The sequence below is a fragment of the Sutcliffiella rhizosphaerae genome, from assembly GCF_917563925.1.
GTDB lineage: Bacteria > Bacillota > Bacilli > Bacillales > Bacillaceae_I > Sutcliffiella_A > Sutcliffiella_A rhizosphaerae.
In genome coordinates, this window is sequence record NZ_CAKJTJ010000008.1 from 25,616 (window position 1) to 52,191 (window position 26,576).

At 35.8% G+C, this 26,576-nt stretch carries 21 protein-coding genes; 1 reads left to right on the forward strand and 20 read right to left on the reverse strand.

All coding sequences use genetic code 11. The annotated features are described in order from the left end of the window. Nucleotides 1-21 precede the first annotated feature (21 nt). From LRP81_RS09405 to LRP81_RS09420, 4 genes are all read right to left on the reverse strand, one after another. Nucleotides 22-606: a class I SAM-dependent methyltransferase gene (locus tag LRP81_RS09405; RefSeq protein ID WP_230501019.1), complete on the reverse strand. Its 585-nt coding sequence runs from the start codon at nucleotides 604-606 to the stop codon at nucleotides 22-24. A gap of 18 nt (nucleotides 607-624) precedes the next feature. Then, nucleotides 625-1,011 carry a hypothetical protein gene (locus LRP81_RS09410; protein WP_230501020.1) on the reverse strand — a complete coding sequence of 129 codons (387 nt, stop codon included), beginning with the start codon at nucleotides 1,009-1,011 and terminating at the stop codon, nucleotides 625-627. Nucleotides 1,012-1,156: 145 nt separating this feature from the next. Then, complete coding sequence (locus LRP81_RS09415) at nucleotides 1,157-1,894, reverse strand: DUF2087 domain-containing protein (RefSeq protein ID WP_230501021.1); 738 nt, start codon at nucleotides 1,892-1,894, stop codon at nucleotides 1,157-1,159. A 172-nt stretch (nucleotides 1,895-2,066) separates the two neighbouring features. Next, entirely contained in the window at nucleotides 2,067-2,948 is an 882-nt protein-coding gene (locus tag LRP81_RS09420) for an alpha/beta fold hydrolase (RefSeq protein ID WP_230501022.1), read from the reverse strand. 381 nt (nucleotides 2,949-3,329) lie between these two features. Here LRP81_RS09420 and LRP81_RS09425 point away from each other — a divergent pair, with 381 nt between their 5' ends. Continuing rightward, nucleotides 3,330-3,605: a hypothetical protein gene (locus tag LRP81_RS09425; protein ID WP_230501023.1), complete on the forward strand. Its 276-nt coding sequence runs from the start codon at nucleotides 3,330-3,332 to the stop codon at nucleotides 3,603-3,605. A 75-nt stretch (nucleotides 3,606-3,680) separates the two neighbouring features. Here LRP81_RS09425 and LRP81_RS09430 read toward each other — a convergent pair whose 3' ends face one another. From LRP81_RS09430 to LRP81_RS09505, 16 genes are all read right to left on the reverse strand, one after another. After that, a complete protein-coding gene (locus LRP81_RS09430; RefSeq protein ID WP_230501024.1) occupies nucleotides 3,681-5,159 on the reverse strand; it encodes an anti-sigma factor family protein in 1,479 nt (492 codons plus the stop codon). Beyond that, a complete protein-coding gene (locus tag LRP81_RS09435) occupies nucleotides 5,146-5,751 on the reverse strand; it encodes an RNA polymerase sigma factor (RefSeq protein ID WP_230501025.1) in 606 nt (201 codons plus the stop codon). Before LRP81_RS09435 ends, LRP81_RS09430 begins: the two co-directional genes overlap by 14 nt. A 329-nt stretch (nucleotides 5,752-6,080) precedes the next feature. Further along, on the reverse strand, nucleotides 6,081-6,425 hold the full coding sequence (locus LRP81_RS09440) for a GNAT family N-acetyltransferase (RefSeq protein WP_230501026.1): 345 nt from the start codon (nucleotides 6,423-6,425) through the stop codon (nucleotides 6,081-6,083). Continuing rightward, nucleotides 6,329-6,937 (reverse strand): GNAT family N-acetyltransferase, encoded by a 609-nt coding sequence (locus LRP81_RS09445; RefSeq protein ID WP_230501027.1) that lies wholly within the window; start codon nucleotides 6,935-6,937, stop codon nucleotides 6,329-6,331. The genes LRP81_RS09440 and LRP81_RS09445 overlap by 97 nt, the downstream gene beginning before the upstream one ends. An 18-nt stretch (nucleotides 6,938-6,955) precedes the next feature. Continuing rightward, nucleotides 6,956-7,327 carry a nuclear transport factor 2 family protein gene (locus LRP81_RS09450; protein WP_399207419.1) on the reverse strand — a complete coding sequence of 124 codons (372 nt, stop codon included), beginning with the start codon at nucleotides 7,325-7,327 and terminating at the stop codon, nucleotides 6,956-6,958. Between the two features lie 24 nt (nucleotides 7,328-7,351). Next, nucleotides 7,352-8,332, reverse strand: a complete 981-nt coding sequence (locus tag LRP81_RS09455) for an HD domain-containing protein (protein WP_230501029.1) — start codon at nucleotides 8,330-8,332, stop codon at nucleotides 7,352-7,354. Between the two features lie 47 nt (nucleotides 8,333-8,379). Next, nucleotides 8,380-9,309 (reverse strand): EamA family transporter RarD, encoded by a 930-nt coding sequence (rarD, locus tag LRP81_RS09460; RefSeq protein ID WP_230501030.1) that lies wholly within the window; start codon nucleotides 9,307-9,309, stop codon nucleotides 8,380-8,382. 98 nt (nucleotides 9,310-9,407) lie between these two features. Next, nucleotides 9,408-9,878, reverse strand: coding sequence for a DUF5662 family protein (locus LRP81_RS09465; protein WP_230501031.1), 471 nt, complete (start codon nucleotides 9,876-9,878; stop codon nucleotides 9,408-9,410). A 13-nt stretch (nucleotides 9,879-9,891) separates the two neighbouring features. After that, entirely contained in the window at nucleotides 9,892-10,605 is a 714-nt protein-coding gene (locus LRP81_RS09470; RefSeq protein WP_230501032.1) for a class I SAM-dependent methyltransferase, read from the reverse strand. 279 nt (nucleotides 10,606-10,884) lie between these two features. Next, nucleotides 10,885-11,628, reverse strand: coding sequence for a PH domain-containing protein (locus LRP81_RS09475; RefSeq protein WP_230501033.1), 744 nt, complete (start codon nucleotides 11,626-11,628; stop codon nucleotides 10,885-10,887). Nucleotides 11,629-11,807: 179 nt separating this feature from the next. After that, on the reverse strand, nucleotides 11,808-18,074 hold the full coding sequence (locus LRP81_RS09480; RefSeq protein ID WP_230501034.1) for an immunoglobulin-like domain-containing protein: 6,267 nt from the start codon (nucleotides 18,072-18,074) through the stop codon (nucleotides 11,808-11,810). 284 nt (nucleotides 18,075-18,358) lie between these two features. Further along, on the reverse strand, nucleotides 18,359-19,426 hold the full coding sequence (locus LRP81_RS09485; RefSeq protein ID WP_230501035.1) for a response regulator: 1,068 nt from the start codon (nucleotides 19,424-19,426) through the stop codon (nucleotides 18,359-18,361). After that, nucleotides 19,423-22,464 (reverse strand): hybrid sensor histidine kinase/response regulator, encoded by a 3,042-nt coding sequence (locus LRP81_RS09490; protein WP_230501036.1) that lies wholly within the window; start codon nucleotides 22,462-22,464, stop codon nucleotides 19,423-19,425. Before LRP81_RS09490 ends, LRP81_RS09485 begins: the two co-directional genes overlap by 4 nt. 244 nt (nucleotides 22,465-22,708) lie before the next feature. Beyond that, a complete protein-coding gene (locus LRP81_RS09495) occupies nucleotides 22,709-23,122 on the reverse strand; it encodes a VOC family protein (RefSeq protein WP_230501037.1) in 414 nt (137 codons plus the stop codon). Nucleotides 23,123-23,300: 178 nt separating this feature from the next. Next, complete coding sequence (locus LRP81_RS09500) at nucleotides 23,301-25,139, reverse strand: hypothetical protein (RefSeq protein ID WP_230501038.1); 1,839 nt, start codon at nucleotides 25,137-25,139, stop codon at nucleotides 23,301-23,303. Continuing rightward, the gene (locus LRP81_RS09505; RefSeq protein WP_230501039.1) at nucleotides 25,136-26,209 is read right to left on the reverse strand and encodes a bifunctional glycosyltransferase family 2/GtrA family protein; all 1,074 of its coding nucleotides are present in this window, start codon (nucleotides 26,207-26,209) and stop codon (nucleotides 25,136-25,138) included. Before LRP81_RS09505 ends, LRP81_RS09500 begins: the two co-directional genes overlap by 4 nt. Nucleotides 26,210-26,576 lie beyond the last annotated feature (367 nt).

The window sequence follows — 26,576 nt, forward strand, 5'->3', positions numbered from 1 at the left end:
CATTTAGGAAGAAATAGTTAATCACATTTTAAACAAAATAATACTAAACGGATATTCAGGGAATTCCGGATAGTGTTGCTTCTTCAATACTTCATAATCCAACTCATCTATCATTTTTTCTGACTTATATTTCGAATTGATCATTAATAAAAGCTGTCCATCATCTTTCAATAAACGAAAGCAAGCGTCCATACACTTTCGGAATTCACCTATCTCTTGGATAGCTGAACCAATCAGTGTGACGACATCAAAGGTTGCAGAAGGCAGATCTTTATCAAAAATACTTTTATTATGTATTTGCGCTGGATTTGGATGCCCTTCTCTCATTTGTCTATAGGCGAAGATCTCACAAATTTCATTGTCAATATCAATACTTGTTAATATTCCATGGCCATTTAACCAATAACCGAGGAAATCATCCCAATCCCCAGTCCCGATTCCGACATTACAAACCCTTATTCCATGAGTAAGATTAATATGCTTTCTAATGAAATCCCTTGTGACTTGCTCTGTATGCAGGCAAGCAGGAGATGTGTTCCACGGACCTGCTTCAGGTCCTTTCAGCTCGAGGTAGTAATTTAAAAGTTTTTGATCCATCGTTCTCATGATACCCTCCGCTCGATTTTATGATAAGGAAATAAACAAGCATAAAAGCATGGCAACTCCTGATAATGGTGTCATGAACACTTTTTCCTTGCGGCTAGTGGAGAAAAAGTTTGCTAGAGTATTAATTGCCAAAAAAACCGTAATGATCCATACCAATACAGAAGTCGGCAAAAATGCAAGTGCAGTCGAAACTTGAAAAGTATGCTGCAAAAATATAATCGTCATCAAGATCAAAATGAGAGCATTCCCAGCACTCACCACTCTCAATCCTTTAGGCAAGATTTTGTGATATCCTCCCATAGCCATTTCTCCTAAAGGAAAACCTAAGCTCAATAGAACTTGAAATACAACGACAATCACAAACACCATTGCCACTAGAATAGTAGCCACATCCACTAGATTCATATGAAACCCCTCTCGAAAGCTTTCTATGTATTTATTTTTAATAATAACATAATTTTTCCAATCATTTATATGCGAGATTAGGTAAAAAACACAACTGTAAGGGAATTATAAAAAAGCTGTCGAGCATATGCCCAACAGCTTTCTTCTAGTTTTCTAGCCAATAGGCACTTCCGTCATTCTTTCTAGTTAGAAACCCATAGTCAATGAGATAGCGTCTAATTAATACGTAATCTTCATAGAATTTGCTTATCTCTTCATTTAATTCTTTTTCTTTATAAATACGCTCTTTTTGAAGCTGGGCCGCTATTTCTCTCAAGACAACTAGTCGTTGTTTTTCTTTAGGTGGAAATTTATTTAGTTTTGATTCCTTAAAAAACTTCTCCACTATCGAAGTCTGTTCCTCTTGAGTAATATTGTAACGTTCATCCACCATCGTGGCTGTTTTGTGGATAGGAACAAATGCAGGGGCATGCTGATCCTTTTCATCAAGAAGCTCCATCAATGTTAGAAATATTCTTGCTTGTCTTTCTTTTTCCTTTAGGGCAAAACGATGATGACGGATGGTTGAGGGGCTGCCAATTTCAAGTTCGGTTTGTATTTCCTTATCACTTTTACCTTGATAGAAAAGGTTCAAAAGGTTTTTCTGATGATCCGTTAGACCTGTTAACTTTTTGTTAAGCCCAATAAGATATTCAAATACCGAACCGTGCTCCTTTTGAATGTGAATGCGCATAAATCTCTCTGCTTCGTAATTAAAACCTTCATAAGGATAAATAATACCTTTTTCAATACTTTTTTCACATAAAAGACATGTAAAGACTTCTGTTCCTTCAGTAAACCCTTTTTTCAATTCTTCCAGATTGGAGGACCATATCATTTCCATTTGTTATAAATCACCCTTCGTTTAGATTAAACAAACCTTATATCTATTTGTTAGTTATTTTATAAACATTATATAAATTTGTTTAATTTTTGTCAAAATAAAAAAGGGCAGGGGGGATAATCACTCTGCTCCTTACGTTGTACTGCTATTTAACCTTCCCTTCTGTCTTAAATCATAAATAAGAACCTGAAGTGTTCACCCCTAAAAATTGTAAAACCTCTCTCCCGTATTTCTCTGTTTCTTCTAGACGTGGAAAATGACCGCTTTTCTCAAAGGTTACTAGTTTGTTAGATTTATTTTGTAAATACTTTTCAGACTGGATCGAACAGAAAACAGGATCATATTTGCCACTCAATAATAGTGCGGAATGGGGAATTTCATTTAGTAACTGGAGACCTGATTGGTATATAGCCCCCTCTTGAAAAAGTTTTTTCCCATGAATCTGAGTTTGTTTCCATAGCTGCCCATCTACTTGACCATAAATTTGATTTAACCTATCAGGCGTAATGTTATGTAAATAAATAAGATCTTTATCGTATTCACCGATGGTAGAACAAAATTCCCCCCATTTTGCAAATAACTCCTTTGCATCAGATCCTTCATTTAAATAAATAGATGTAGAATGACCTTTTTCACTAGCGTAGTGGAACAAGTTTTTCATCGACAGCCCTATATCGAACGTCGGAGCTTCAAATAGTATTTTCTGAATAGATCCTGGAAAAGAATTAGCATATAACAATGCCAGATATCCTCCAAAAGAATGCCCTAATAAAGACCATTTGTTAATTCCCAATGTATTTCTAAGTTCTTCACAATCCTCTAGAATATCCATAATTCCAAATGATTCATCTGGTTGAAGGGGCTCTGAACGCAAAACGCCTCGTTGATCAATGGCAATGACTCTAAGTTTCTCGGAAAGTGCCTCCGCTTGGTCGGAAAAATCGAGGCAACTCGCTCCTGGACCTCCATGCAAATAAAGTAAAACTTCTTTATTTTGCTCTCCATATTGTTCTACGTAAAGCTTCTTACCCCGTATGTTTATTAGTTCTCCCAATTTGTAACACCTGCTTTTACATTTATGTCGTCGTCTTCCTTTTTATATAATAATATCATAAAATTACCAATGCTTTTGATGAAGTACATACCGGATAGAACCGTTTTTCGATTGTTTTTAGAATTTCGAACATAACCCAGAGGGATTCGGACATATCCTAAGGAATCGAGTAGTCTTTAGATATTTCCAGATTGGTATTAAATATTTTCTCACTGTTATTAGATATTTTTCTGTTAATTTTTGATATTTTGATGCCACTTTTACATATTTTCATACTTTCTTAAATCAGCAAAAGCTTGCTTTTGTTCTTTTTTCTGTCCATCCTACATACTTTTGATATCGATATCATACTTGCAAGTTATACCATGGAGGTGCAGGTTGATGGAGAATAATAAAGCGGACAATAGTACTGGCTGGTACTTATATGGTTTTATTACTTTAGTTTTTTTGTGGATTGTTTCTTTTATAGTCAGCGCTTGGTTCGAGCAGATGACGATGTTACTAGTTCGCCTAACATTAAACGGAATCGCCATCTCTTATTTTCTAACCATTTATTTTATCCAATTAACAAAACATTTTTTATCTGAAAGAAGGCGCCAAAACGAAATTATTATTCAATTTAATGGTAGAGAAATCATGGTTGCTATTCATAGGTGATTTATTAATATTGAAAACAATTGAAAAAGAAGCGAAGGGATAACCTTTGCTTCTTTTTATCCATTTATCCCTAGCTCATCTATTCCAAAGTGGTACTTCTGAGTGGTAGTCTATTTGTTTGTAAATGGTATAGATATCTAGATTGTATTCAGTTGTGTAAATTGGAGCTTGAGTTTGAATGGTAAAAGCCCCCTCTTTCGTAACTTCAACATTTTCGGAAAAGATCATTGATTCATTTTGGTTATCTGTAATGTTAATTTCTACGCTATCTACATTTTGAATACCGGTAAAGCCAGTAATTGTTACTATTTTCTCTTTTTGTTCCTTTATTTCCTCTGTAACAGATTCAATCTTCCAATTACCTTTTTCTATGTTCTTAGATTGTTCAGTTAACGTAAATTCAATATTCGAGGGCTCATATAAATTAAAGCCATTAAGTTCTATAAGAAGTTTCTCCGTCAGAGGTAAATTTTCTCTAGGAACCATACCTTTATATCTATTATTGAAATAAATAGTTATGGTGAAGGATCGGCCCATATTAGAAAAAATAACTCTATCATCTATAAGAAGTTCTTTACCCTCCTCTGTTTTTACACTTATTTCAGTATCGATAAATGGGGAATTCTCCGAGTCATCTCCTCTCTTTTCAATAATTGCTCTTAGTCGTTCATTTTCCTTTTCACTAAAGTCAGATTGAAGTGTAATAACATGGGCATTTGTTGATGATTGCCATGTAAGGATTTCTGCATGGAAGTTATCTAATAAAAAGGCTTTATTTATTTCGGTCGTTTTTGTATACTTCTTTGATTCAGTAATATCTACTGGAATCTCTATTTTCCAATTACCTTCCTCTAAAAAGAACTCTTCAAAATAAACATTAACTTGAAATGTATCTGGGAGGCTCTCGGGATTAGTAGGTTTTAAGACAACCGAATTTTCAGACTCTAAAAATGAGCTTGTGGCGAGATCTCTAAAGGGAAATTCTTGACCATCGCTATCCACCATTACTCCGATTGGATTTGGGAATTGATAGTTATATTCTAGCTCACTAAGATAATTCACATTCTTTTTTTCCAAAAAACCTTCCAACACTTGTTCATCTGGTGTTAGTTCGTAAAATATCTCTATTTTTAGCGGACTAGCATTTATATGAGTGACTTCTAGAAGTATTCCTTTATCCTCCACTTTATAAAGCACTTCTTTTTCTGGAACAACTGGAGTAGGGCTAGTGTTATTTGGAGAACTAGAATATAAGACTAATCCAAGGCTTACAGCTAGAAAAATACTCGCCACAGAAAGTAACTGGTATACCCATTTTTTTGCACCCTTAGCTTTATAAGGTTCTAATCTAATTAGTACTTCTTGGTCAAACTCTTCAGGTAGAAGAGGAGAATTGATAGCTTCTTCTAGAAAGGCATCTTCTTTTTGCAACGCTTTTAAAGCATGGCGACATGATGGACAAAACTCAAGGTGATAATCTATTAATTCTTTCTCCTTATCAGAATGTACACCATCAACGTAAGCTGTCAGCCTCTCAAAACTAATACATTTCATTGAAGTATCCCCCTTTCTCCCGTTGCATAGCTGCCCTCATTTTTTTCTTAGCACGATGGATTTTATTGGCTACACTGTGGACTGGAATGTTAAGGATTTCGGATATTTCCTCGTAGCTTATATCTCTAATGTATTTCAATAATAGAACTAGACGATCCTCCGTCGGTAACTGTTCGAGAAGTAATTCCAATTGCTCATACTTTTCTTTTTGTAGATAGACAACCTCTGCAGAAAGGGCTCCTACTCCTACTCCATTTTCCTCAGTATACTCCACGAGCTCCCATCTTTTTTTACGGAAGGTATCCATACAATAATTTATAGAAACTCGATAAAACCAACTTGAAAACTTACCACTTCTATCATATTTATGAAGCTCTTGGTAACCTTTAGTAAAACACTCCTGTACCAAATCCTTTGCATCTTCTGGATTTTTTACCATCCTTAAAATAATGGCATAAAGCTTATTTTTGTATCGTTTTATAATAAACGCATACGCTTGCTTGTTACCTGCAAGCACCTGCTCAATAAAAAAAACATCATCTTGCTCTTGCAAATTTGCACTCCCCTTTGCTGCCATTTCTTTCTTATCCATTATAACGATGTTAGAGCGGAAAAAATTTCAATGGCACAAAAAAAAGCAGGATTACCCTGCTTCAGACTGTTGACAAACCCAAATTATTTTTAGATTTGTATTTAACTGTTGATCTTCGTTGCAGACGCTTCGCTTTCCGCGGGCGGTCCGGGAACCTCCTCGGGCTGCGCCCTGTGGGGTTTCCCATTTCCCTTCCTCCCGCAGGAGTCTGCGCGTCTTCCACTACGATCAACAAGGGAATTGCATGGATTTAAATAAAAATGTACCTTTGTCTACACACTGAAGCAGGATTACCCTGTTTCTGATTTTAATCTCTTTTTCTTTTTCTTTTACCCAAAGATTTGGGCAGCAATACCGAATAAATGCCCATTTCGCTTATGAATCGAATCATTATTTTTCACCATAATAGGAGGTTGATTGACTACTATAAAGCCACTATTCATTAGAGTTTCTATAAACATTTTTTGTTCAGACGGGACATCTACCCTCAACCGACCTTTATGACCTGAAGCTAATTTTTCAAGTAAGCTCGTAGTCGTTGCAACATTTGGTGCTACTAAAGGGCCTATAATACGATTTATTGGTCCATCAATTGACATGCCGAAGCCGATAATGTTTGATTGACGATCCTTGGCAATGAAACAATTAGATGACTGTTTAATCCTATTGTACAAAAATTCACTTCTACCGGCGCCAAACGCGAATCGATCCAACTTACACACTGAAAAAAATCGGCTTCTTGGAAAGGAGTAATTTCTATTTCTATAAGCTGATAATTATTTGGTATGTACTTGTCACATAACATTTTATGGACGGACCTAACTGTTTGAAAGCCTAACTTTTCATAGATCGGCCTTCCTTCCTCCGTTGCTATTAAAAGAAACGTAGTATCATGAGCTACACTTTGAATGCACTTCTCTGTGGCTTTTTTACCAAGCCCCATCCCTCTATATGCATCATTCACAATGACCATTCCAATGGAAGCTGTGCCATTGTCATAAGGTATGATTGCTGCACTGGCAATGATGTCACCCACTTCGTTTTTATAGCCGAAAATTTGTCCCGATTGAAGAACCGTTTCTATTTCACTCTCATCATAATCCCAACCTACAGAAGCAGACAATTTAATAAGCCCAGGGATATCATTCTTGGTAAACTGAGTTAGTTTCAAAGATGTATTTAACATGCAAGCCCCCTTGGTGCTTTAAAACATTCCGTTTTCATTTGGTGATTCTTCTGGAATAGCTTGGCCGACATCCCAGAGCTCAACGATTTTATTATCCTGAAAGAGGAAGATGTGGACTACTGCACCACCGAGGTCGTTTGGATTTTGTTTCACATGGGAGTGAATGGCGACCGTGTTTTCTTCTGAGATAGTATGTTTAATTTCTAACCTTTTTTCTGGATTTGCTTGTGAGCTTTCTTCCATTGCTGCCATTAATGATTCTGCATCCCCACGAAAGTATGGATTATGATGGCGAAAATCTGGACTAACGTAGCGCTCATATGCTTCTCGAATGTTTCCAGAGGCTACCGTTTGAAGGAAAGCAACAGCTATTTCTTTCATATCATTCATTAGTATCATCCTTTTCGATTTTAGTTAAGAAAATGGGATCACTTTTAAAAAGAGACCTGTACTTGCCTTTTGAAAAGCTTTATCACCTTGTTCTCTTACCATTCCAGATAGTTCTGAGGCTCTCTTTAATCTATTATCTAAATAAACGGAGGGATCAATTAGTCTAAGCTTTCCTTTATGATGGATGTCGTATTCCTCTTTGTTTTCCTCTAAAATGACTTCATCATGGATTTGTTGGAGCTCAGCTTGAAGTTTGGAGCTATCAGATCTTTTTATTTTCGCCAACACTGCTTCATCCTTATCGAGAAAGTCCTCTAACACAATTACTTTTTCTTGGAGTGCCGATTTAAGCAAGGAGGTCAACTTAACATAACCATATACATTGAGTGGATGCATGAAAAAATCGATAACTTCTTTATAGTAAGTTTCCACAAACCATTCTGCAGCTTTAATATCTTTTAAGTAAATTTGACTATCTATTAGGATGATTTGCTCCAAAAAGTGATGAGCATCCTGCAAAGATATCTCTCCATACCGGTTCATATCTCTTAGTGTATAGTCAATACGATCGACACAAAGCTCTGGTGCAGGCTGCTCGAGTAACGTCCAACGCGAGTCATCAAGGAGGATTTCCTCATAGCGGTAATGATGGTTCTGGAGAATAGTAGGAATCTCAGATTGAACGATTACCTTTTCAAAAATTATCTCATGGTAATCTTCATCCGGATGATCCAGCACATGGTCGATTACGTGAGAAAATGCAGTATGGGATACATCGTGGAGTAGACCTGCTATTTGCTCCTCCACCGATCCACCCAGCCTCCGAATTAATAACATCACCCCAATGGAATGCTCGTATCTGGTCACATTCCATTTTTCATTGACCAAGTAACTTGCTCCACCTTGATGAACTCCTTTCAGTCTCTGAACAGGCTCGCTCAAAATTAACTCCGCTAGTACACTTTCTACCTCATATTCTCCGTATAGCTTATCCTTTACTCGCATAGTACCTCCTTGAAAGGGTAGCAGCATGCCCCCCTTTTTATTTTTATCTATTGCTGAAGGGAAGCCATTGAACCGTCCCTCCGCTTCCATCTCGTCAAACTTAATGTATAGATGACCAACGCTGACCATATGCATGCGAAGGCTATTAGATGTATGGATGTGAAAGGTTCGTTGAATAGGTATACACCTAGAATTAGTTTGATCGTTGGAGCGAAATATTGTAAAAGCCCAACCATGGACAATGGAATTCTCTTCGCTCCGCTTGCAAATAAAAGTAAGGGAATTGCTGTAACAACTCCTGCGAACAGGAGAAAGGCCGTTATCCCTATACTTCCTCCGAACGCCCCTCCACCATTTACATGAACAAAACTCAAAAACAGCAATGCAAACGGCGTAATGAATAGCGTTTCAATAGCCAAGCCCACTAGTGCACCTAGCTGCACCATTTTTTTAATCAGCCCATAAAACCCAAAACTAACCGCCAGCATCATAGCTACCCATGGGAAGGTCCCAAAGTTAATAGTCAAGATTAGCACGCCAGCTCCCGCTAGAATGATAGAAAGAGTTTGCAAGCGTGATAGTTTTTCTTTTAGCACAATAACAGCTAACAAAATGCTTACTAACGGGTTTATATAGTATCCAAGGCTAGCCTCAATAACCCGATCCGCATTTACAGCCCATATGTAAAGACCCCAATTAATGCTAATAAAAATGGAAGCAAGTGCAATTCCGAGAGCTCTTCTCCAGTTAGAAGTGAGTGCCTTTAGCTCAGAAATGAACATAGGCACCTTCCGAATAAACACTAATATAATTAACATAAATAGGAGCGACCAGACAATCCGGTGCGCCAGTATTTCCCCTGCTGATACATTATCAATCAGCTTCCAGAATAATGGAAGAAACCCCCATAAAATATAGGATAATCCCGCACTTAAGATACCAATACGCAGCTCTTTATTCCCCGCTGTTTGATTCATTATCGTTACCTCTATTTCTTATATGTTTGTAACCAGTTTATGGTGGATAAATACAAAAAGCAATATAAATGTTTCGAGATACGAAATGACAGATACAATTAATGAGAAGAAGAACTATCCCCATCTTTTCCTCTATAAATGATATCCATCAGCTCTCTTCTACTATCCGGGTGTAAAATGATTTTTTCCGAGAGGTCCAGGTGATGATTTTTCACTTGCTTTCCCCACTTCCTTGAAAAGGATCGCCAATCACATACCATCTCCAGAAGATATTTTCTTGGCATAGGAGCAGCTTTTTTTGAATCAAAGTCAATGACCCAATGCTCCCAGTGATGCTTATTTTTACGCTGGTGATGGCGCCATGCCAGTTGCCATTTCTCTTGTTCTTCTTTACTAAGTTCCCTGGCAGCGAAGAATTTTTTTGCGTACGGAAAAAATTCCACTGGAGATAACTTCGACAAGTCATGTTGGATTCCCTGAAGATAAAGCCCTAACTTCCAACACTCCACCATCACATTTAATTTATGCTCTACTATGTATAAGAAATTCTTCAGGCATGCTTTAAGCACTTAATCCACTCCTTTAGGAAGCAGAAAAATCGTCCCCCCGCTTTTTCATTAAACTCGTCCACAAAAAATCCTCTCCAAACATTGAACTTTGTGGTGGTTGTTTTTCCATCTCCCTAAACTCCTGGATTTCGAAGTGAGAGTTGAGGATTGTTTTTAGCCTCTCTTCTGTGTAGCCTATCCCTTTATTTAAACTTCTGCCTTTATAAACATCGTAATCGGATGTTGCCACAGCACCTTTTGTATTAAAACACACCAACCCGAAATGTCCATTAGGTTTCAGTGCGTTTTTTACTATAGTAAGATATGTTACTCGGCGATGCGGAGCCAAGTGATGGAACATCCCGCAATCATAAATAAAGTCATAAATCTCTGCCTCTAAATGTATATCAAAAAGCGACTTACAAAGGAATTGTATCGATACCTTTTCTCCCAGGGCTCGCTCCTTCGCCCACTCGATAGCATTTTCGGAAATATCCAAAGCATCTACCTTGCTTCCGTTTTTCGCCATATAAATTGCATTTCTACCTGGGCCACATCCCAATTCCAACACTCTTTCTATCGAGATGCCTTTTTGAAAAATTGAAACGAGATTTTCATCCGGTCCTGTCATTTGAAAAAAGGGTATGTTTTTAGTCCTATCCTCATAAAATCCATTCCAAAACTCCTTGGGTTCCCTCAGCATGTCGTCAAGCATCACATTCACATCGTTTTCGTTCAAAATTTCCATTTCCTCACGCTCCTCTATGTAATATTATACCAATTATAGTATTACATAGAGTTTAAGACTCTATTTAATGTGGATTGGTTACAGCCTTAATGTAAGGCTTAAATAGGCTCTTAAACTGATAAAATGAACCTTCTAAAAGAAAAATAATGAAAACGAATGTACTGGGTTAGGAGAGAATGAAAGGGGGAAGTAATAGCTTCTAACACTGTTAAATATTATGAATAAAATCAATTGAGATGTATATATGTTGCAAATGTTTCAATAATGTAACAAACCCATCTATTCGGAGATAGGCTTGTTATTGATTGAAATCGTAATATCATCCATTGGCATCCATCCTTCATCATTTGAGTCAGGAATCATGCCACATGCGTTCATTAGAATGCCAAGGAGGAAGAGGATTCCTAAGCAACCAAGGCAGCCTTTTCCGGTATTTTTAACATTTTTGTTTCTTTGTGAAACTCGTTCTTTTTGTTGTTGTTCACGTTCTTCTCTTCTCTTTTCTAGCCAGGAGATATGGTCCCCTGTACCACCTAGAAGTTTATCTTTCATGCGTTCGTATTCTTCTTCAGAAATAATGTTTTGATCTCTAAGTTCGGCAAATTTTTTTAATTCATCTGCAGTGCTGTTATGTTGAAATGCACTATTACTATTAGGATGAGCAGCATTCGTCGTATTCTGTCTAACATAAGATACTAGCTTTTCAGTTTCTCCACTATTACTTTCATTAATCCATTTAATTTGAACCTTATTATTGGCAGTGTATAGAATAATATAGTTTCCTAATGACGATTTTCCCATTTCCATAGAATTTATATGTTCATAAGGGAAGGACTCTATGTCAAATCTACCTAAAGAACGCGATCCATAAAAAAGCACACGTAATTCTGTAGCAATTAAAATACCTTTTCTTACCCAACCTCTTTTGTCTTCATACACTCCCATTACACAATACATAATAGATTCCTTATGATCCAAATGTTCTTTTGCTGCTTCTACAAGCTTTTCTATTCTTTTTGACATCTCTTCCTCCTAATATACAATTATTTCTAACACCATTATTTCAAACATTCTGTTGTACTTTCAACGGTAAATCCTTAGATTCCTATTTAGGTAGTGCCAATTCTAATTGTACAAAAAAAACTTGCAGACAAAAACCATTAAGGTTATCGTCTACAAGTTTAAAGATTAGGTATAAATTATTATTTTACTAGTTTAGTAAAAATTGATTTTCTCACAATTAACATGATTACACCTAATAAGACTAGTAAAAATCCGATTAACATGAAAGTATAGGTAGCTGTTGCTGTATTTGGTAATTTTTTTATGTCTTCTGGTTTTTTACCTTCCACTACAGGCTTAGTGTTTTCTCCTTTTGGTTTTTCACCTTGATGTGGTGGTTTGTTCTCCCCGCCACTTGGTGGGTTATTTCCTTCAGAAGTTTCACTAGCAACTATTTCGAAAATGGTAAAGGTACTGAACTTATTAATAGTAAACTGAAGTCCAACTGGATGTCCATTTTCATCTACTACTATTTCTCCTGCCAATACTTTTCTATCACCGTCTGTATGCTCGATAAATATACGTAGGTTTTCAATATTTGTAAACTCTACATCATCAAGTGGAAGAATGACAGTCGTTTCATAGCCTTTGTAGTTTGTTTCAATTTCTCTTGGTGTTCCTAAAACTTTCGCTTGTTGACCAACATTTAATTCTGCCATCACAAGCTCATGTTTTTGTAATCTATCTATTACATTGTTCTTTTCTGTCGTTTCTCTTATAGGAACAATGCGGAAAAACAAGTCTTTTCCATCAAGCTGCATTTGTTCGATCGTTTCTCTTGAAAGAATAATGGACCCTTGATCTGTTTTAATTGTCAATGTAGCTTGAATCAACTCTAGGACACTTAAAGGAATTTCGACAGCTATTTCATCTGCTAGATTCTTTTTGTCATCAGGCATGTAAATTACAAGTGATTCTGTAACTGCTTCCGTAATGACCGAATGATCAATAATCAGCTTGTCTATTTTGTTCACAATCTTATTTCCATTCATATCCCATAAATTAATTCTTTGGATAGCAGGTGGTGTTGCAAGGTTGGAACCTGCTGCGACTGTTACTTCCCTTTTTACATTTTCAATTTCTTTTTTACCAAAAGCATTACTTTTCACCACAAGTAAGAAGGTTTTCTCTATTGTTTGATTACCATTTGAAATTGTGGCAGTTAAAATGACTGATTGGTCTTTTACTTTTCGATCTACTGTAGCTTGGTTTTGAGCAATTTTTATTACATCTGTTTTATTAGATTCCCATGCTATCGCTGAACCATAATGACCTTTAGTTAACATGATGAATTGAGAAGTGATACTTTCCCAAGTATCTCCCTTTGCAAAAACAAATGCTGTTTCTGTTGATAAGGAACGTGCATCTACAGTTATTTCCAGTAAACGTATTAAGCGCTCCCTTTCTTTGTCATTTTTCACTTGCTGTGCTGCGTCTAAGATGGCTTTATTTACAGGCTGTTGGAATCTCTCTTTATCTTTTAAAGGTTGATCCTTTTTCGCCACTTCCCATATCGCTTTTTCTGTGATTTTGACAATTGCTTGCTGCTTTTCATTGTTTGATTTAGTTGTTTTTTCAATCGTATCCACGACTTTCACTATTTGCTTTGAGTCTGTAAAAGATAGATTATTTTTTTCGTTTAAAAGTGTATCCACGACTTTTGTGTATAATTCAGCTTTCGTTTTCTCACTGATTACACTTGTTTCAATGTCTTTAATTAATTGTACTAAACGATCAACCGTTTTTGCTTCCGCAATCTTTTTCTCTATTTCTTTTTTGATTCGCTCATTTTGTAATTCTTTTGTTGCTGCTTCTAGCTCTTTTCTTGCTTGTTGAATTTGTTCTTTCTGCTGAGGTTTAGCTTGTAAAGCTTTTTGCAAGGACTCTTTCGCCGCTTCTACAGCTTGGTTAACCTTATCGGTATTCTTACCACCTGTTGCTTCATAACGATTTTGTTCCTTTTCTGCTCTTTCTAGGGCATCCTTACTTGCTGAAACTTCATTTTCCAATTCTTTATCTGCTGCTACTTTGTCCAGTTCTTTTGTTGTTTTTATTAAAAGCTCAGTAGCAATAATGATTTTTTTAGTATCTGCAGGCTTGGCATCAAGTTCTTTTTGTAGCTCTTTCTTCGCTTTTTCCACTGCTTTGTAAGCTTCTTTGGACTCATCGCCATCTGCTAACTTGTAGCGATCTTTCGCGTTATTTGCAGTTTCCATTGCTTTTTCTGCATTCTTTTTTGCATTTTCCAGCTCTTTTGCTTCGCTGGCTTTTTCTAGTTCGGATGTTGCTTTTGCTAATTTCTCAGTTGCTTTTTCAAGCTCTTCTTTATTAGCAGGATCCTTACTTAGCGCTTCTTGCAGTTCTTTCTTCGCTGTATCAACCGCTGTATAGACTTCTTCTGTCTCTTCACCATCTGCTAGCTCATAGCGGTATTCTGCATTTGTTGCCTCGTCAATTGCTTTCTCCGCTGCCTTTTTCGCATTTTCTAGCTCTTTTTCTTCATTGATTTTATCTAGTTGATTGATTATTTCATTTAAAGCAGTAGTTGTTGATAGAATTAAGTCTTTATCTGCTTGGTCAGCATTTAAAGCTTCTTTAAGCTTCTTTTTAGCAGTTTCTACTTGAATATAGAAGTCATCTGTCTCATCTCCTGCTGCATTCTTGTAGCGTTCCTGCTCTTTCGTTGCAGCTTCTAGTACTTCCTCTCCCGCTTTTTTTGCATTATCCAGCTCTTTTGCTTCACTAGCTTTCTCTAGTTCAGCAATTGCTTTCTCCAACTTCTTTGTGGCTGCTTCTATTTCTTCTTTATTAGCAGAGTCTTTATCTAACGCTTCTTGTAGTTCTTTTTTGGCTGCTTCGACTGCAGTATAAACATCTTCTGTCTCATTGCCTTCTGCTAGTTCATAGCGATCTTTTGCTTTCGTTGCAGATTCGATTGCTTTTTTTGCTGCTTTTTTAGCATTTTCCAGCTCTTTTGCTTCGCTGGCTTTTTCTAGTTCGGAAGTTGCTTTTGCTAATTTTTCAGTTGCCGCTTCAATCACTTCTTTATTAGAAGGGTCTTTGTCTAGCGCTTCCTTCAGCTCTTTTTTAGCTGCTTCCACTGCTGTATAGACTTCTTCGGCTTCGTCACCTTCTGCTAACTTGTAACGATCTTCTATTTTCGTTGCAGTTTCAATTGCTTTTTCTGCATCCTTCTTTGCATTTTCCAGTTCTTTTGCTTCGCTAGCTTTTTCTAAGTCAGCGGTAGTTTCTTTTATTTTCTCTGTTGCTGCTTCGATCTCTTCTTTGTTAGCAGGGTCCTTGTCTAGCGCTTCCTTCAGCTCTTTCTTTGCTGTTTCCGCCGCTGTGTAAACATCCTTGGATTCATCACCTTCTGCTAACTTGTAACGATCTTCAGTGTTCGTTGCAGTTTCTATTGCTTTTTCTGCATCCTTTTTCGCATTTTCTAGTTCTTTTGCTTCGCTGGCTTTTTCTAAGTCGGATGTAATTTCTTTTAATTTCTCTGTCGCTTCTTCGATCTCTTCTTTGTTAGCAGGGTCTTTGTCTAGGGCTTCTTGCAGCTCTTTCTTCGCTGTTTCTACTGCTGTATAGATATCATCTGTTTCATCGCCTTCTGCTAATTCATAGCGATCCTTTGCTTCCGTTGCCTTGTCTATTGCTTTCTCAGCTACTTTTTTTGCTTTTTCTAATTCTAATTCATTTGTTGCTTCTTCTAAAGCTTTCGTTGCCTCTTCCAATGCTTTCGTTTCTTTAACTACTTTCTTTTTGTCTAACGGTACTGTTTCTAAGGCCTCTTTTAAATTTTTCTTTGCTTCTTCTACTTCTTTGTAAAGGTCTTCTGTTACATCTCCTTCTACTTTTTCGTAGCGTTCTAGTTCTTCTTCAGCTTCTTCAATTGCTTTTTCAGCTGGCGTTTTCACATCTGTTTTAGCGGTAAAGTATCTTTCTGCCTCTTCCTTTTTCTCTGGGTCCACAATCTCTTCAATTAACTCTTTTGTTGCTTCTTCTTCTTCCGCTGTCAGCTCTTCAATATCTTCTATTATTTTCTTAACGATGTCTTTACGAACATCGTCCTTCTCATCTTCCGATAAATCTGATTCTTTAATAAGTTCACCAATTAATAAAATATCATCTTTTCCTCTTACTGGAAAATCCTTCTTTTCGTCAGTAAGTACGTCAATAATATCCGTTTTCAACTCTTTTTTCGTTTCTTCGTCTAGTGATTCTTCAGCATCAATTTTATCTTTAACCTTTTTCACATCATCAAAATCATCTATCTCGTCAATATCTTTCTTCACATCATCTATAAAAATTTCCTTTGATACATCAGCAAAATCACGTTCGTCTAAGCTCGTATAATAGGTGAACGTTTTACTATCACCAGCAGCAAGCTTTCCTGAATCCCATGTCATAGTAATTGCTATATCATCATACACTGTTTGACCTTTAAGTCTTGGATTATCGTATGCACTTGCCTTGTAAGGATTTCTATTCGAAAAACCAAAAATCGAAGCCTTTGCAGCTGTATCATTCGAATAGTAGAATATAGGTATTCTTGAGCCAAAAGCTACATATAACGGGTCAGAATTACTATATGTTTCAGCTTTTACGACTGCTTTTCTATCTTCTGCAATGGTATGGGTAACCGTATTAGCTGTGTCAAATGAACCTCCACGAAATTGCGAGTTGTCTGGATCAAATGATCGCATATAACGAGCGCCATCCCATTCACTGCTGGATATATTTTTAATGGTAACGTCATTTCGATAGAACTTATCGTTCACATTAAAACTAATAACCTGAGTTATTTCCATTTTGCTATCCCAAACAGAAACCGTTCGAGCTTTAAGTAACCCACTACTAGTATTTGATTCATTTGCGACAGTAGTGGACATATTTTTGTCGCCCATTTGAGCGGAGTTTGTATTACTTTCTGTTACTGAACCAGCTTTGTAACCTACAACAAATCGTTCTTCTGGTGTTCCCGGCAAATAATAATCGACTGGTAAATCACGTCCATTGCAGAAGCCATCATGATCTGCACTCATTCCAATTCTGTCGGAACCTTGATGCGGCATTATTTCCCCACCTAAAGTTCCTCTAAAATTGGCTGGCTTACTTCCAAGAGTTCCAAAATCTCCCCAATTACTAATACCTAATTCAATGAAACTTCCACCAAGGAATAATTCAGTTCCAGCTTCTCCACCAAAAACTGCTCTTGCTCCATTGAACGTACAACCTAATGAAGTAAGTAACATATTCGCTTCTGGTTTTTTATCTACCTTAGCTTCTTTGCTTTCTAATGAATCTTCTTCTGTACTTTCTTCAGTAGCATCCTCTGTTTTTTCTTCACTTTCTTCTGAAGTAATTTCTGTAGTTGAGGAAGTTTCATGAACTTCCACTAGTTTTTTTGCTTTAGTAAAAATACTTCCACTATTATCTGTTGGTAATCCACCATACTCTACTAGATAACCTGATACAAGTCCGCTAGCTGGTGACTGATTACTCCATTTAGCATCTGATAGTTGTAGCACCCATTTACTGGCTGCTTGATTGTTAGGCTCATCTGCTGCCCAGTTAGTATATTTGTTACACTCTAGGCTAGTTTCACAGCTTACTTCTGTCCCCTCAAAGCCAATGTAGCCACTATAAAACTTTAGACCATTGCCGTGATTCTGTTCAGCTTCTGGTCCAGTAACCCAGCGCCAGTCACCTTGACTTAGATCCCCTGTAAGGAAGCCACCATCAGACAAGTCACGATTAATATCTCTAGCACCTAACCAACTTGCACCAAGCGATAGCTCCGCAAGAAAGTCGTGTTCTTCTTGGCTAGTTACTGTCGCTAGATAACCCTGTTTTCCCAAAAACGAACGATTCTCTGCTGCCTTTTTCGCATCCTCCCATGAAACTGGAGATGAAGTAGAAACATACTCATAGTAATGGTTTGTTTGTTCCAAATAGGAAGCTCCACCAATTGTAAAAGTAATATCTCGAGTTTCTAAATCAGCAGAGGTAGTAGAGAATGTTACACCTCGTAAAACTTCTTCAAACTGTTCACTAGAAGCTTCTCCACTAAGTGTTAACGCACCACTAGCACTATCATATCCCCCACTAATTCCATGCTTCTCAGTAAAATGGAGTTCATCTCCCGCTTTTACATTTTGAATAACCAACTTTATGGAAGTTAGTGTACTATCATTTGTTAAGTTCAGCTGAAGATCGGAATCAACCTCCATTGGACTACTATCCTTAAAATAGGACGTAGAATGTTCAGAAGTCCAAATTCCTTTCTCAGAAAATGCTCTTACATCTGCATCCAGTGCAAAAAATGGAATGACATAATAAAATAAGAGCAGCATAATCATGGTCATAGATGTTGTTCGTTTGAATCTAGTATTTTTTATCAACCTATAAAACTCCCTTCATATAATTAAGAGAATGCTATTGATGTTTTCATGGTTTATTGTGCAACTCTCTTTTCGAGACTTTTCCCTTTGCACATTGTAGTTCATAAGTCTGAACATTTTCTGAACAAAAATGACAATATTCGACAATAACCTCAATTAATTTGTATTTTTATAGGTACTTTAAACTGGAAACATGTGATATTTTGTAAAATAATCATCTGCATCCTAAAATAATGAATTCCAATTAAAAAAAGAAGATACCCAAAAGTATCCTCTTCTTTCTGTTATAGATATTTTTTTAGTAACTCCCTAGTCTTCTTACTTGGCTTTTCACTCATTTCCTCCCAAAGAAATTTTTCATATTCTTTGAAATGATGAAGAGCCTCCGTAATCTGACCCTCTTGAATAAATGCTTGTATTAATGCCTGCCTGTATGCTTCTTCTAATGGCTCTAATTCTATTAACTTTTCTAGTCCTTGTTGACTAGCACTCTCTTTGTAAGCATTCTCTAAGACCGTGAGTACTTTTTTTCTTATCGAATGACTTGTACCTGAGGACCATAAATATTGATCCTCCGCCAAGTAATCATCTTTATATAACTCAATAATTCTATTAATATCTTTTTGGGGTTGTTCTAGCGCAGAGAGCAATCGCAGGTGATCACTCGTAATATCCAAATGAAGCTTGTATCTTTCATCAATATAGTGGATGGCTTCTTCAAACCCTTGATTCTTCAATTCTTTTCTAAGCTGATACATACTTGTGTGTAAAAGACTCTTTGCTTTTTCTAGAGAATGTGTTGGCCAAAAATCCTCTACAATCTGATCTTTGTGAACGGATTCTTGATGGTGTAACAAATAGGCGCAAAGCTCTTTGACCTTCTTAGTCCGCCATTTTACCGGTTCATTATTCGCATTGTATAGCACAAAATTCCCAAGAAATTGTGCTTCCAACTGCCTTTCTGATCTCGTATTAATTGCTGGCTTTCTTCCTCTTCTTTTCATTACTTTGAAAATGGTTTTCTGTAACCTCTCCTTATCTACTGGCTTTAGTAAATAATCTACAGCCTGTACGCCAAAGGCATCAAGCGCATATTGATCATAAGCCGTTACGAATACAATATCAATTTCTTCATCAATGTCGTGAATGTATTCTGCCACCTTAATACCATTTGCACCAGGCATTTCTATATCTAAAAATATAACATCAGGCTTAAGGTCTTTTAATTGATTTAACCCCTCTTCAAAGCTTGTAAACTTTCCAACAACATTTACACTTTCCACATCCTTAATCAGATTTTCCAACAGCGTAATAGCAAGTATTTCATCATCTATCATGGCTACTTTTATCATGATAATTCTTCCTTTTTAATTACTAATTTATTTGGCAGCACCAACTTAATAGTCGTACCTTTTTGCTCAGCGCTTTCTAGAAAAAATGATGCTTGTGGATATTGCTTTAATCTCTTCATGATATTTAATAGTCCCACTCCCTCTTTCTGTTGTTTAAAGGATAAAATATTCTCCACTTTTTCTTTACTCATTCCTGTTCCATTATCCGAGATTGTAATGGTGGTATCCGTCTCATTTTGTTCAATAGTTAATACGACTAAGCCAATTTTTTTCCCCCTACTGACGCCATGGCGAATCGCATTTTCTACCAAAGGTTGGATGAACAATGGAGGAATGGACCCGGATAGCTCCTTTTCTAAATGTAACTCAAATGAAAAGACATCAGGATAACGAGCTTTTTCGATTTCTACATACGATTGAACGAATGCTATTTCTTTATGAATTGGTATCCATTTATCTGTATTCCCAAATAAAAAACTACCTCTTAAGAAGTTTGCAAAATTTGTGATTAACTTCCTGGTTTGATCGATATCAATATAGCTAAGAGACATAATAGAATTTAATACATTATAAATAAAATGGGGTTTAATTTGTGCTTGTAAAAATGCTACTTCCATATTTAATGCAGATTGGGCTGTTTCTTTCATTACAAGTAAATTATTCATTCTTGTTTTCAGCTCTGCCAAATCAATTGGTTTGTGCAGGAAGTCATTTGCACCAGACTGAAATGCCGCAATCATATCTTCAGCTAAAAGGGCAGCAGTTAACATTAAAACAGGCAACTCCGTCAAGCTGTAACTTTCCCTTATTTTTCTACATACCTCATAGCCACTTAACCCTGGCATCATAATGTCAAGGACAACTAAATCGATATCAGCATGTAGTTTTAACTGCCTTAATACATCTGTACCATTGTCTACAGCGATAATATAATAATTTTCTGTTTTAAGAGATTCCAGCAGAACTTTAATGTTGGAATGGTTATCATCCGCGATGATAATCTTTTTGTGATTAGGATTACCGTGAAAAAAAGGAAAAGATAAGGAAGTATGCTTGGTTCCTTCAAAGGGATGACTTATTCCTTCACTTTCATTAACTTCTTTTTTCGACATAGGCAAACTAAAGCTAAATATTGATCCTTTTCCAATTTCTGATTCAACCCATATCTCGCCTTGCTGTAGCTCTACTAACTCTTTTGTAATACTAAGTCCAAGCCCTACGCCTTCTACACCTCTTCCTAGTTGCTCGTAATCTTGAAAAATCATTCCAATGTTATCTTTTTCAATTCCTATACCAGTATCATGAATCGAAATAATCACTTGATTATTCTTCTTAGTAGCCTTAATTTGAATACTTCCATGGTTTGTGTATTTTATAGCGTTGTCTATTAAATTGTATAGTATTTGTCTTAACCTATTTTCGTCCGCAAGTACAAATGGGATATCTCTAGGAATTTTATTTTTAATCTTCACATCTTTTTGCAGAATATATGTAAATACTTCAGTAATAACATATGTATTCGTATATAAATCTACTTCTTCTATTTGAAGCTTCAATTCTCTTCGTTTAACTTTCACTAAGTCTAAGATATCATTCACTAAACTTGATAATCGTTTCGCCTTCGCAATGACAAAGTTTATTTTTTCCTCCTGATGTGCGGTTAACGATTCCGTATTTTTCTTACTCAACATAGTCTGTAAGAGAGTGATCATACTATAGAGAGGAGTGCGAAACTCATGGGAGGTTTTCGCCAAGAATTCATCTTTGAATTGATCTATTTGAATAAGTCTTTGTGACAATTCTTCATTTTTCCTATACGTATCTGTAAAACGATTCGCAATGAATAAGGAGATGGTTAATAGGTAGATAAATGGTAAAACAGGTGGTAATTGTTCCATTCTCATATTCCCAAGATTAAGTGTTTCCACAATAAAATAAATGAAAAGTGTAAATGAACCAATTAAAAGATAGAACGAACCAGAGATTTTATAGATACTTGCTTTTAGCTGAATATATAAAACATATAAATTGACGATTAAAAAATAGATGGAGTATACATGCTGCAAGTGAGAATTAATGGAAACGGGTAATAAAATGGTAGCGGATAACAAAATTCCAGCTGTTATTAAGATCTTCACTAACTTTTCGCTTGTAAATTCTTTTAATAGATGGTGAAAGTAAGCTAAAGTAAAAATGGCAACTAAATTAGAAGTACTTTGCAGTTTTTGAAATATATTATAGGGGATTTCCGGGAATATATGATGTAGGATTTTCTCACCATGAGTAGCCCAATATAAAACAATGGAAAAACAAAATAAGGCAAAATACAATAAACTCCTATCTTTTCGGTAATGGAAATAAAATCCGAAGAAAAATAAACCGACAATGGAGAAAGACGCAATCATCACCCAATCGTAGGAAAGTTCCATCTCTCTTACCTTATTAATACTACTTGCATCACCAAAATGGATGGGGCTAACAATTCCGCCACCAGTTGCATAGTGGAAGTTTGCAACATGAACAATAATTTCAATCTCGTCTTCTTCACTATGGAAAAAGGAAACATACGGGGTATTAGCTAGCACATAAGACTTCTCTTCTTTCGGAGCACCGCTTTGACCTATACTTTCTCCATTTACAAAGATTGAATTGGACATGCGAATATTACTGGTTTTTATTCCGAATGATTGGACATTCTGTGGAGGCTTTACAATCAAGCGATAGGTCGCACTAGTATATTTGGAGACAGGTTCATTATTTACTTCATACTTTGTCCAGAGCATGGGAACCGTAACGTATACTGGGGTTGTTCTAGATAAGAAATACTCTGAGTTCACTAGTTTACCAGATACAAATTCCCATTCTCCATTCAACTTAATTGGTTCATTTTCTGAAAGCTCCAGATCAGAAAGGTCTATAACTCCCTTTATAGCTGTAGGTACATCTTCAGTTGTTTTGCTCGTTTTTAAATGTAAGGAAACAATTGTTGCCGTAATGATAATCATACCGATGAGAATTCTTAATATTCTTCGCTTCATATTTGCCTCTTTTTAGTGTAATGTAAAAGCTTTTTATAGGATCTGATAAAAGCACGACAGTAACGATACTTGCGTGCCATTCTATAAGAATTATAGCAGTTATTTTTTTACAAACACAGATAATTCGCGAAATTTGTCGACTGTAAAAAGAAGGAATTTTCCGGTTTCAACAAAAAAAGCTTAAAGACAGTGTCCGTGGGTGGACTTTGCCTTCAAGCTTTTATGTGAATAATTTGTTAAAATTCTATTCGGAATCCTGTCCTTGCTCCATATAAAAAACTTCCCAAAGATGTCCATCTGGATCCTGAAAACTCCAACCGTACATGAAGCCGTGATCTATTGGCTCATTTGATGGTGTTCCACCCGCTTTAAGTGCACGATGAACGATTTCATCTACTTCTTTCCTGCTACCTGCTGATAAGGCAATGATTGCTTCGGTACTTTTGGTAGCATCTGAAATCTCCTTTTTCGTAAACGTTTTAAAATAATCTTCTACTAAAAGCATGGCATAAATATTCTCACCAATGATCATACATGTCGCATTATCATCTGTGAACTGAGGATTAAAGGTAAAGCCAACATTCCCAAAGAATTCCATAGAACTTTTCAAATCCTTTACAGGCAAATTAACAAAGATCTTGTCAACTGTAACTTGCATGCCTATCACCTCATTTTAATAGTATCAAATCGTTTGAAAAATCTGGTCAATCATATTATGAACCATCTTTTTCTAATCAACTATTCGACTACGTTGTCCTATATCCTCTTTTAAAGAAAAATTTGTTGAACACCTTGGAAGAGTTCGAAATAAAAGCACTATTACTTTTCCGAGTAATCTATTCTACAGGCTTAAGTGTTATTATTTTTCCATCATTATCTTTTACAATCACATAAACTCCATTCTTACTCTTTTCTACCATATAACCAGAAAGATGCTGTTCTGATTGTTGATCTTCATCTACTAATACTAAATAATCCGCTGCTTCCAATTTAATAAAAAATTCATTTAGTTCTTCTTCTGTATTAACACTGCGAGTAATGGAATATTGCCTATTAAGTTGTTCATATTTTAAAATAAAGTCTAAGTATCCTCTATCATCAAAGCTCTTTGGACTATAATACAGTACATGCGATCCACTGGCTTGAGCATTTAGAAGACGCTGATATTGATCCTTAATACCTAAACGAATTGAGGTCTCTGAATTAGGCTTATTTGTTATTAAGTTTTTAAAGGAATCTTTAAAAGGCAAGAAAAAAGAAATGCCCAGTAATAGAATACATATGCCTTGAGCCACTTTGTTTTTTGTTACAGTGCCTTGTGTCGTCCATTCGTAAGAAAGGACAGCCATTAATATTCCTACACAGTAAATGGAAATGGTTGAAAGATACCTTCCAAAACCAGCTAATCTTACCGCTTCATTTTCAGGCATTAAAAATAAATACATTAAATATAGAGTGAAAATATAAAAGATATAAGCCGCATTAACATATATCAAACTTGAAATAAGCAACTTAGATCTTTTTTGGTGTAGGATAGCCATATAAATGATAGTTGCAATTACAAGGCAATTCAAGATTAAGAAACTTTTTATACTTGGCACTTCTAAATTAGTTGAAGATTCAATCAACATTGGTCCTAATTGCTGAATAAATTCCTCTGATTTATTAATATCCATTAATTTAGCGCGATTTATAGCAAATTTGTTGTAATTAGATTCCTGGTAAACTTTGTCCACGTACTGTCCCCAAAGAAAGTTAAGTGAAAGAGGTATGACTAATACCGCTATTATGACTCTTGACATTGCTTTTAAGCGCAGATTCTTTATTGTTTTATCTTTTAATTGATTTTTAATGACAAACAAAAGAATGATGCAAATATTAATCAGAAAAAAGACTTTTCCACTATCTTTTATTAGAAGTAGTAGGATAAGGATTGGGGCATTAACTGCCACACTTTTTCTCCAATCATGACGATAATGGAAAGCAATAATGGTAATAGCAAGTGCTACAAACCCCAATAAACCATCGACTAGAAGAGTGTAAATATACGTTCCATTAATAGTTAAAAGTGTGAGAAAAATAACAATTGCAAGGACAAGTTTTCCTATGTTATTCCATTTTATAGAAATGAATAATACAATAAGCGCTGAGGAAATTAAGAATGCTTGGGCCATAAGGGCATAGCTTTCTGCATATCCAAAGATTGAAAGTATATAAAAAATAAAAACTGCACTACCTGGAGGGTAGTTCTTAAAGTCCACCATTGTTCGTCCATCAGGCAAACCATTTACTTGAAACATTTCCTTTACTATTAATCCCCAATGGCTAAAATCATCATAATGTGTATGAATTAAACCTCGAAAAGAAAACACGATAATAATCAGAGACACCAAGAATATAACGGTAGATGGTGTCAAAAGAGGAAAAAGGTCAACTCTTTTCTTCCAAGAAAGATAAATATAATAACAGGTTAATAGAATTCCCATCGCGAAAATAAGGTAAACAGCTATTGAAATAATATTTAATAATCCTGCTCCAAAGACAATGGCAGTAACCCAGGAAAAAACAAGTAATGGGATAACTGCTGGATTTAAACGCCATTTATTATAAAAAAGCATTCCCCATCCAGCAAAGGATAGAAATAAAGCCCCAAAATGAAAAAGCGAATTAATCACTGTACTTCACCCAGCTTTATTCTCTTTTTAAAAACCCATTCTCGTTGAATAACAAAACTTACTAAAAACAATAGGAAATCAACGATTATTTTAATTCCAACCTCTCCAAACCCTACCATTAAATATATTAGATACACAGCTAAAGCTGAAGCAAGCATTTGTACCACAGCCAAAGTAAAGTACTTTAAGATGGCTTTCGGGGCGGCTGATTTAAATACCACATTACGATTTACAGTAAAATTAAATAGTGCAGATAGTACTCTTGCAAAAATGGTAGCAAAAATTATATATGTTTCCACAAATACTCCATTAAGCAACATAACAAATAAAGCAAATAATAATACATCTAACACAAAAGACAGCCCGGAAGATACGGCAAACTTGAAGAATACAGAATATATTTTAATAGAATCAATAATTGGATGAAAATGGGATGACTCATTCTCATCAATATAAATAGTTTGTATAGTTACTTCTTCAATATCAATATTGTTTGTCTTACACTCTATTAACATATTCATCTCAAATTCATATCGTTGTCCACCAACATGGAGGAGTTTTTCAAGGAAACTAGCTGGTATTCCCCTTAAACCAGTTTGCGTATCTGAAACATTAATCCCGCAAGCAAAACGGGCAACCCCTTTTGTTAATACATTACCAAATTTACTTCTAAAGGGAATATTTGCTGCCGAAAAGTCCCTTACCCCAAGAACCAAGCTATCTGGTCGTTCGTATAACCTCATTGCTACTTTTTTCATATCCTCTACGGCATGTTGACCATCAGCATCCGCTGTGACTAAGCCTTCTGAACCTGCAGAATTCTTTAAGAAATAGGCAAATGCAGTTTTTAATGCTTGCCCCTTTCCTTGGTTTAAATTGTGTTCTAAAACAGTACATTGATTAATTTTTTTTAACTCATCAAAAATATGATGACATTCCTGTCTACTTCCATCATTTACAACAATTATTTTTTGAAAACCTTCTTTCACAGTATTTCTAACTAATTCCGTCAACTTATGGTCTGGATTGTAAGCCGGTATTAGTATGGTGACACTACTATAGTTGTTCAAAATAACTCCTCCAATTTTTTACTGGTATAGACACCAAAACTATCAATTAAATAACAATAATGTAAAATATATACCTATCCATCTTAAACCTTTATCAAAAATAAAAAAAGGAAAAAGTGGTCCTTATACATATGTTTTCCATTATTATTTTACATCTGCTTAAGAGTAGGATTTTTACAGGATTCATCACCTTTATTTAATATGGTTATCCCTTTTTAGTTCAAAATTGATTGTGATATATTACTCTTGTTTGATTTTCCAACTCTATTAGTTCCTTTAATGAAAAAAGAAACATAATCTCTGTCCACTTGTTTCCTTAATAAATCCAGAAAGTTGTCGAAATAAAGAGTAGAGTATTTTTTAGTAT

Coding starts and splice junctions, on each gene's coding strand:
- LRP81_RS09410 (WP_230501020.1), bottom strand. CDS start 1,011: ATGAATCTAGTGGATGTGGCTACTATTCTAGTGGCAATGGTGTTTGTG.
- LRP81_RS09485 (WP_230501035.1), bottom strand. CDS start 19,426: ATGATAAAAGTAGCCATGATAGATGATGAAATACTTGCTATTACGCTG.
- LRP81_RS09430 (WP_230501024.1), bottom strand. CDS start 5,159: ATGAAATGTATTAGTTTTGAGAGGCTGACAGCTTACGTTGATGGTGTA.
- rarD (WP_230501030.1), bottom strand. CDS start 9,309: ATGAATCAAACAGCGGGGAATAAAGAGCTGCGTATTGGTATCTTAAGT.
- LRP81_RS09415 (WP_230501021.1), bottom strand. CDS start 1,894: ATGGAAATGATATGGTCCTCCAATCTGGAAGAATTGAAAAAAGGGTTT.
- LRP81_RS09490 (WP_230501036.1), bottom strand. CDS start 22,464: ATGAAGCGAAGAATATTAAGAATTCTCATCGGTATGATTATCATTACG.
- LRP81_RS09435 (WP_230501025.1), bottom strand. CDS start 5,751: ATGGATAAGAAAGAAATGGCAGCAAAGGGGAGTGCAAATTTGCAAGAG.
- LRP81_RS09495 (WP_230501037.1), bottom strand. CDS start 23,122: ATGCAAGTTACAGTTGACAAGATCTTTGTTAATTTGCCTGTAAAGGAT.
- LRP81_RS09470 (WP_230501032.1), bottom strand. CDS start 10,605: ATGGAAATTTTGAACGAAAACGATGTGAATGTGATGCTTGACGACATG.
- LRP81_RS09455 (WP_230501029.1), bottom strand. CDS start 8,332: ATGCGAGTAAAGGATAAGCTATACGGAGAATATGAGGTAGAAAGTGTA.
- LRP81_RS09475 (WP_230501033.1), bottom strand. CDS start 11,628: ATGTCAAAAAGAATAGAAAAGCTTGTAGAAGCAGCAAAAGAACATTTG.
- LRP81_RS09425 (WP_230501023.1), top strand. CDS start 3,330: ATGGAGAATAATAAAGCGGACAATAGTACTGGCTGGTACTTATATGGT.
- LRP81_RS09450 (WP_399207419.1), bottom strand. CDS start 7,327: ATGAATGATATGAAAGAAATAGCTGTTGCTTTCCTTCAAACGGTAGCC.
- LRP81_RS09445 (WP_230501027.1), bottom strand. CDS start 6,937: ATGTTAAATACATCTTTGAAACTAACTCAGTTTACCAAGAATGATATC.
- LRP81_RS09405 (WP_230501019.1), bottom strand. CDS start 606: ATGAGAACGATGGATCAAAAACTTTTAAATTACTACCTCGAGCTGAAA.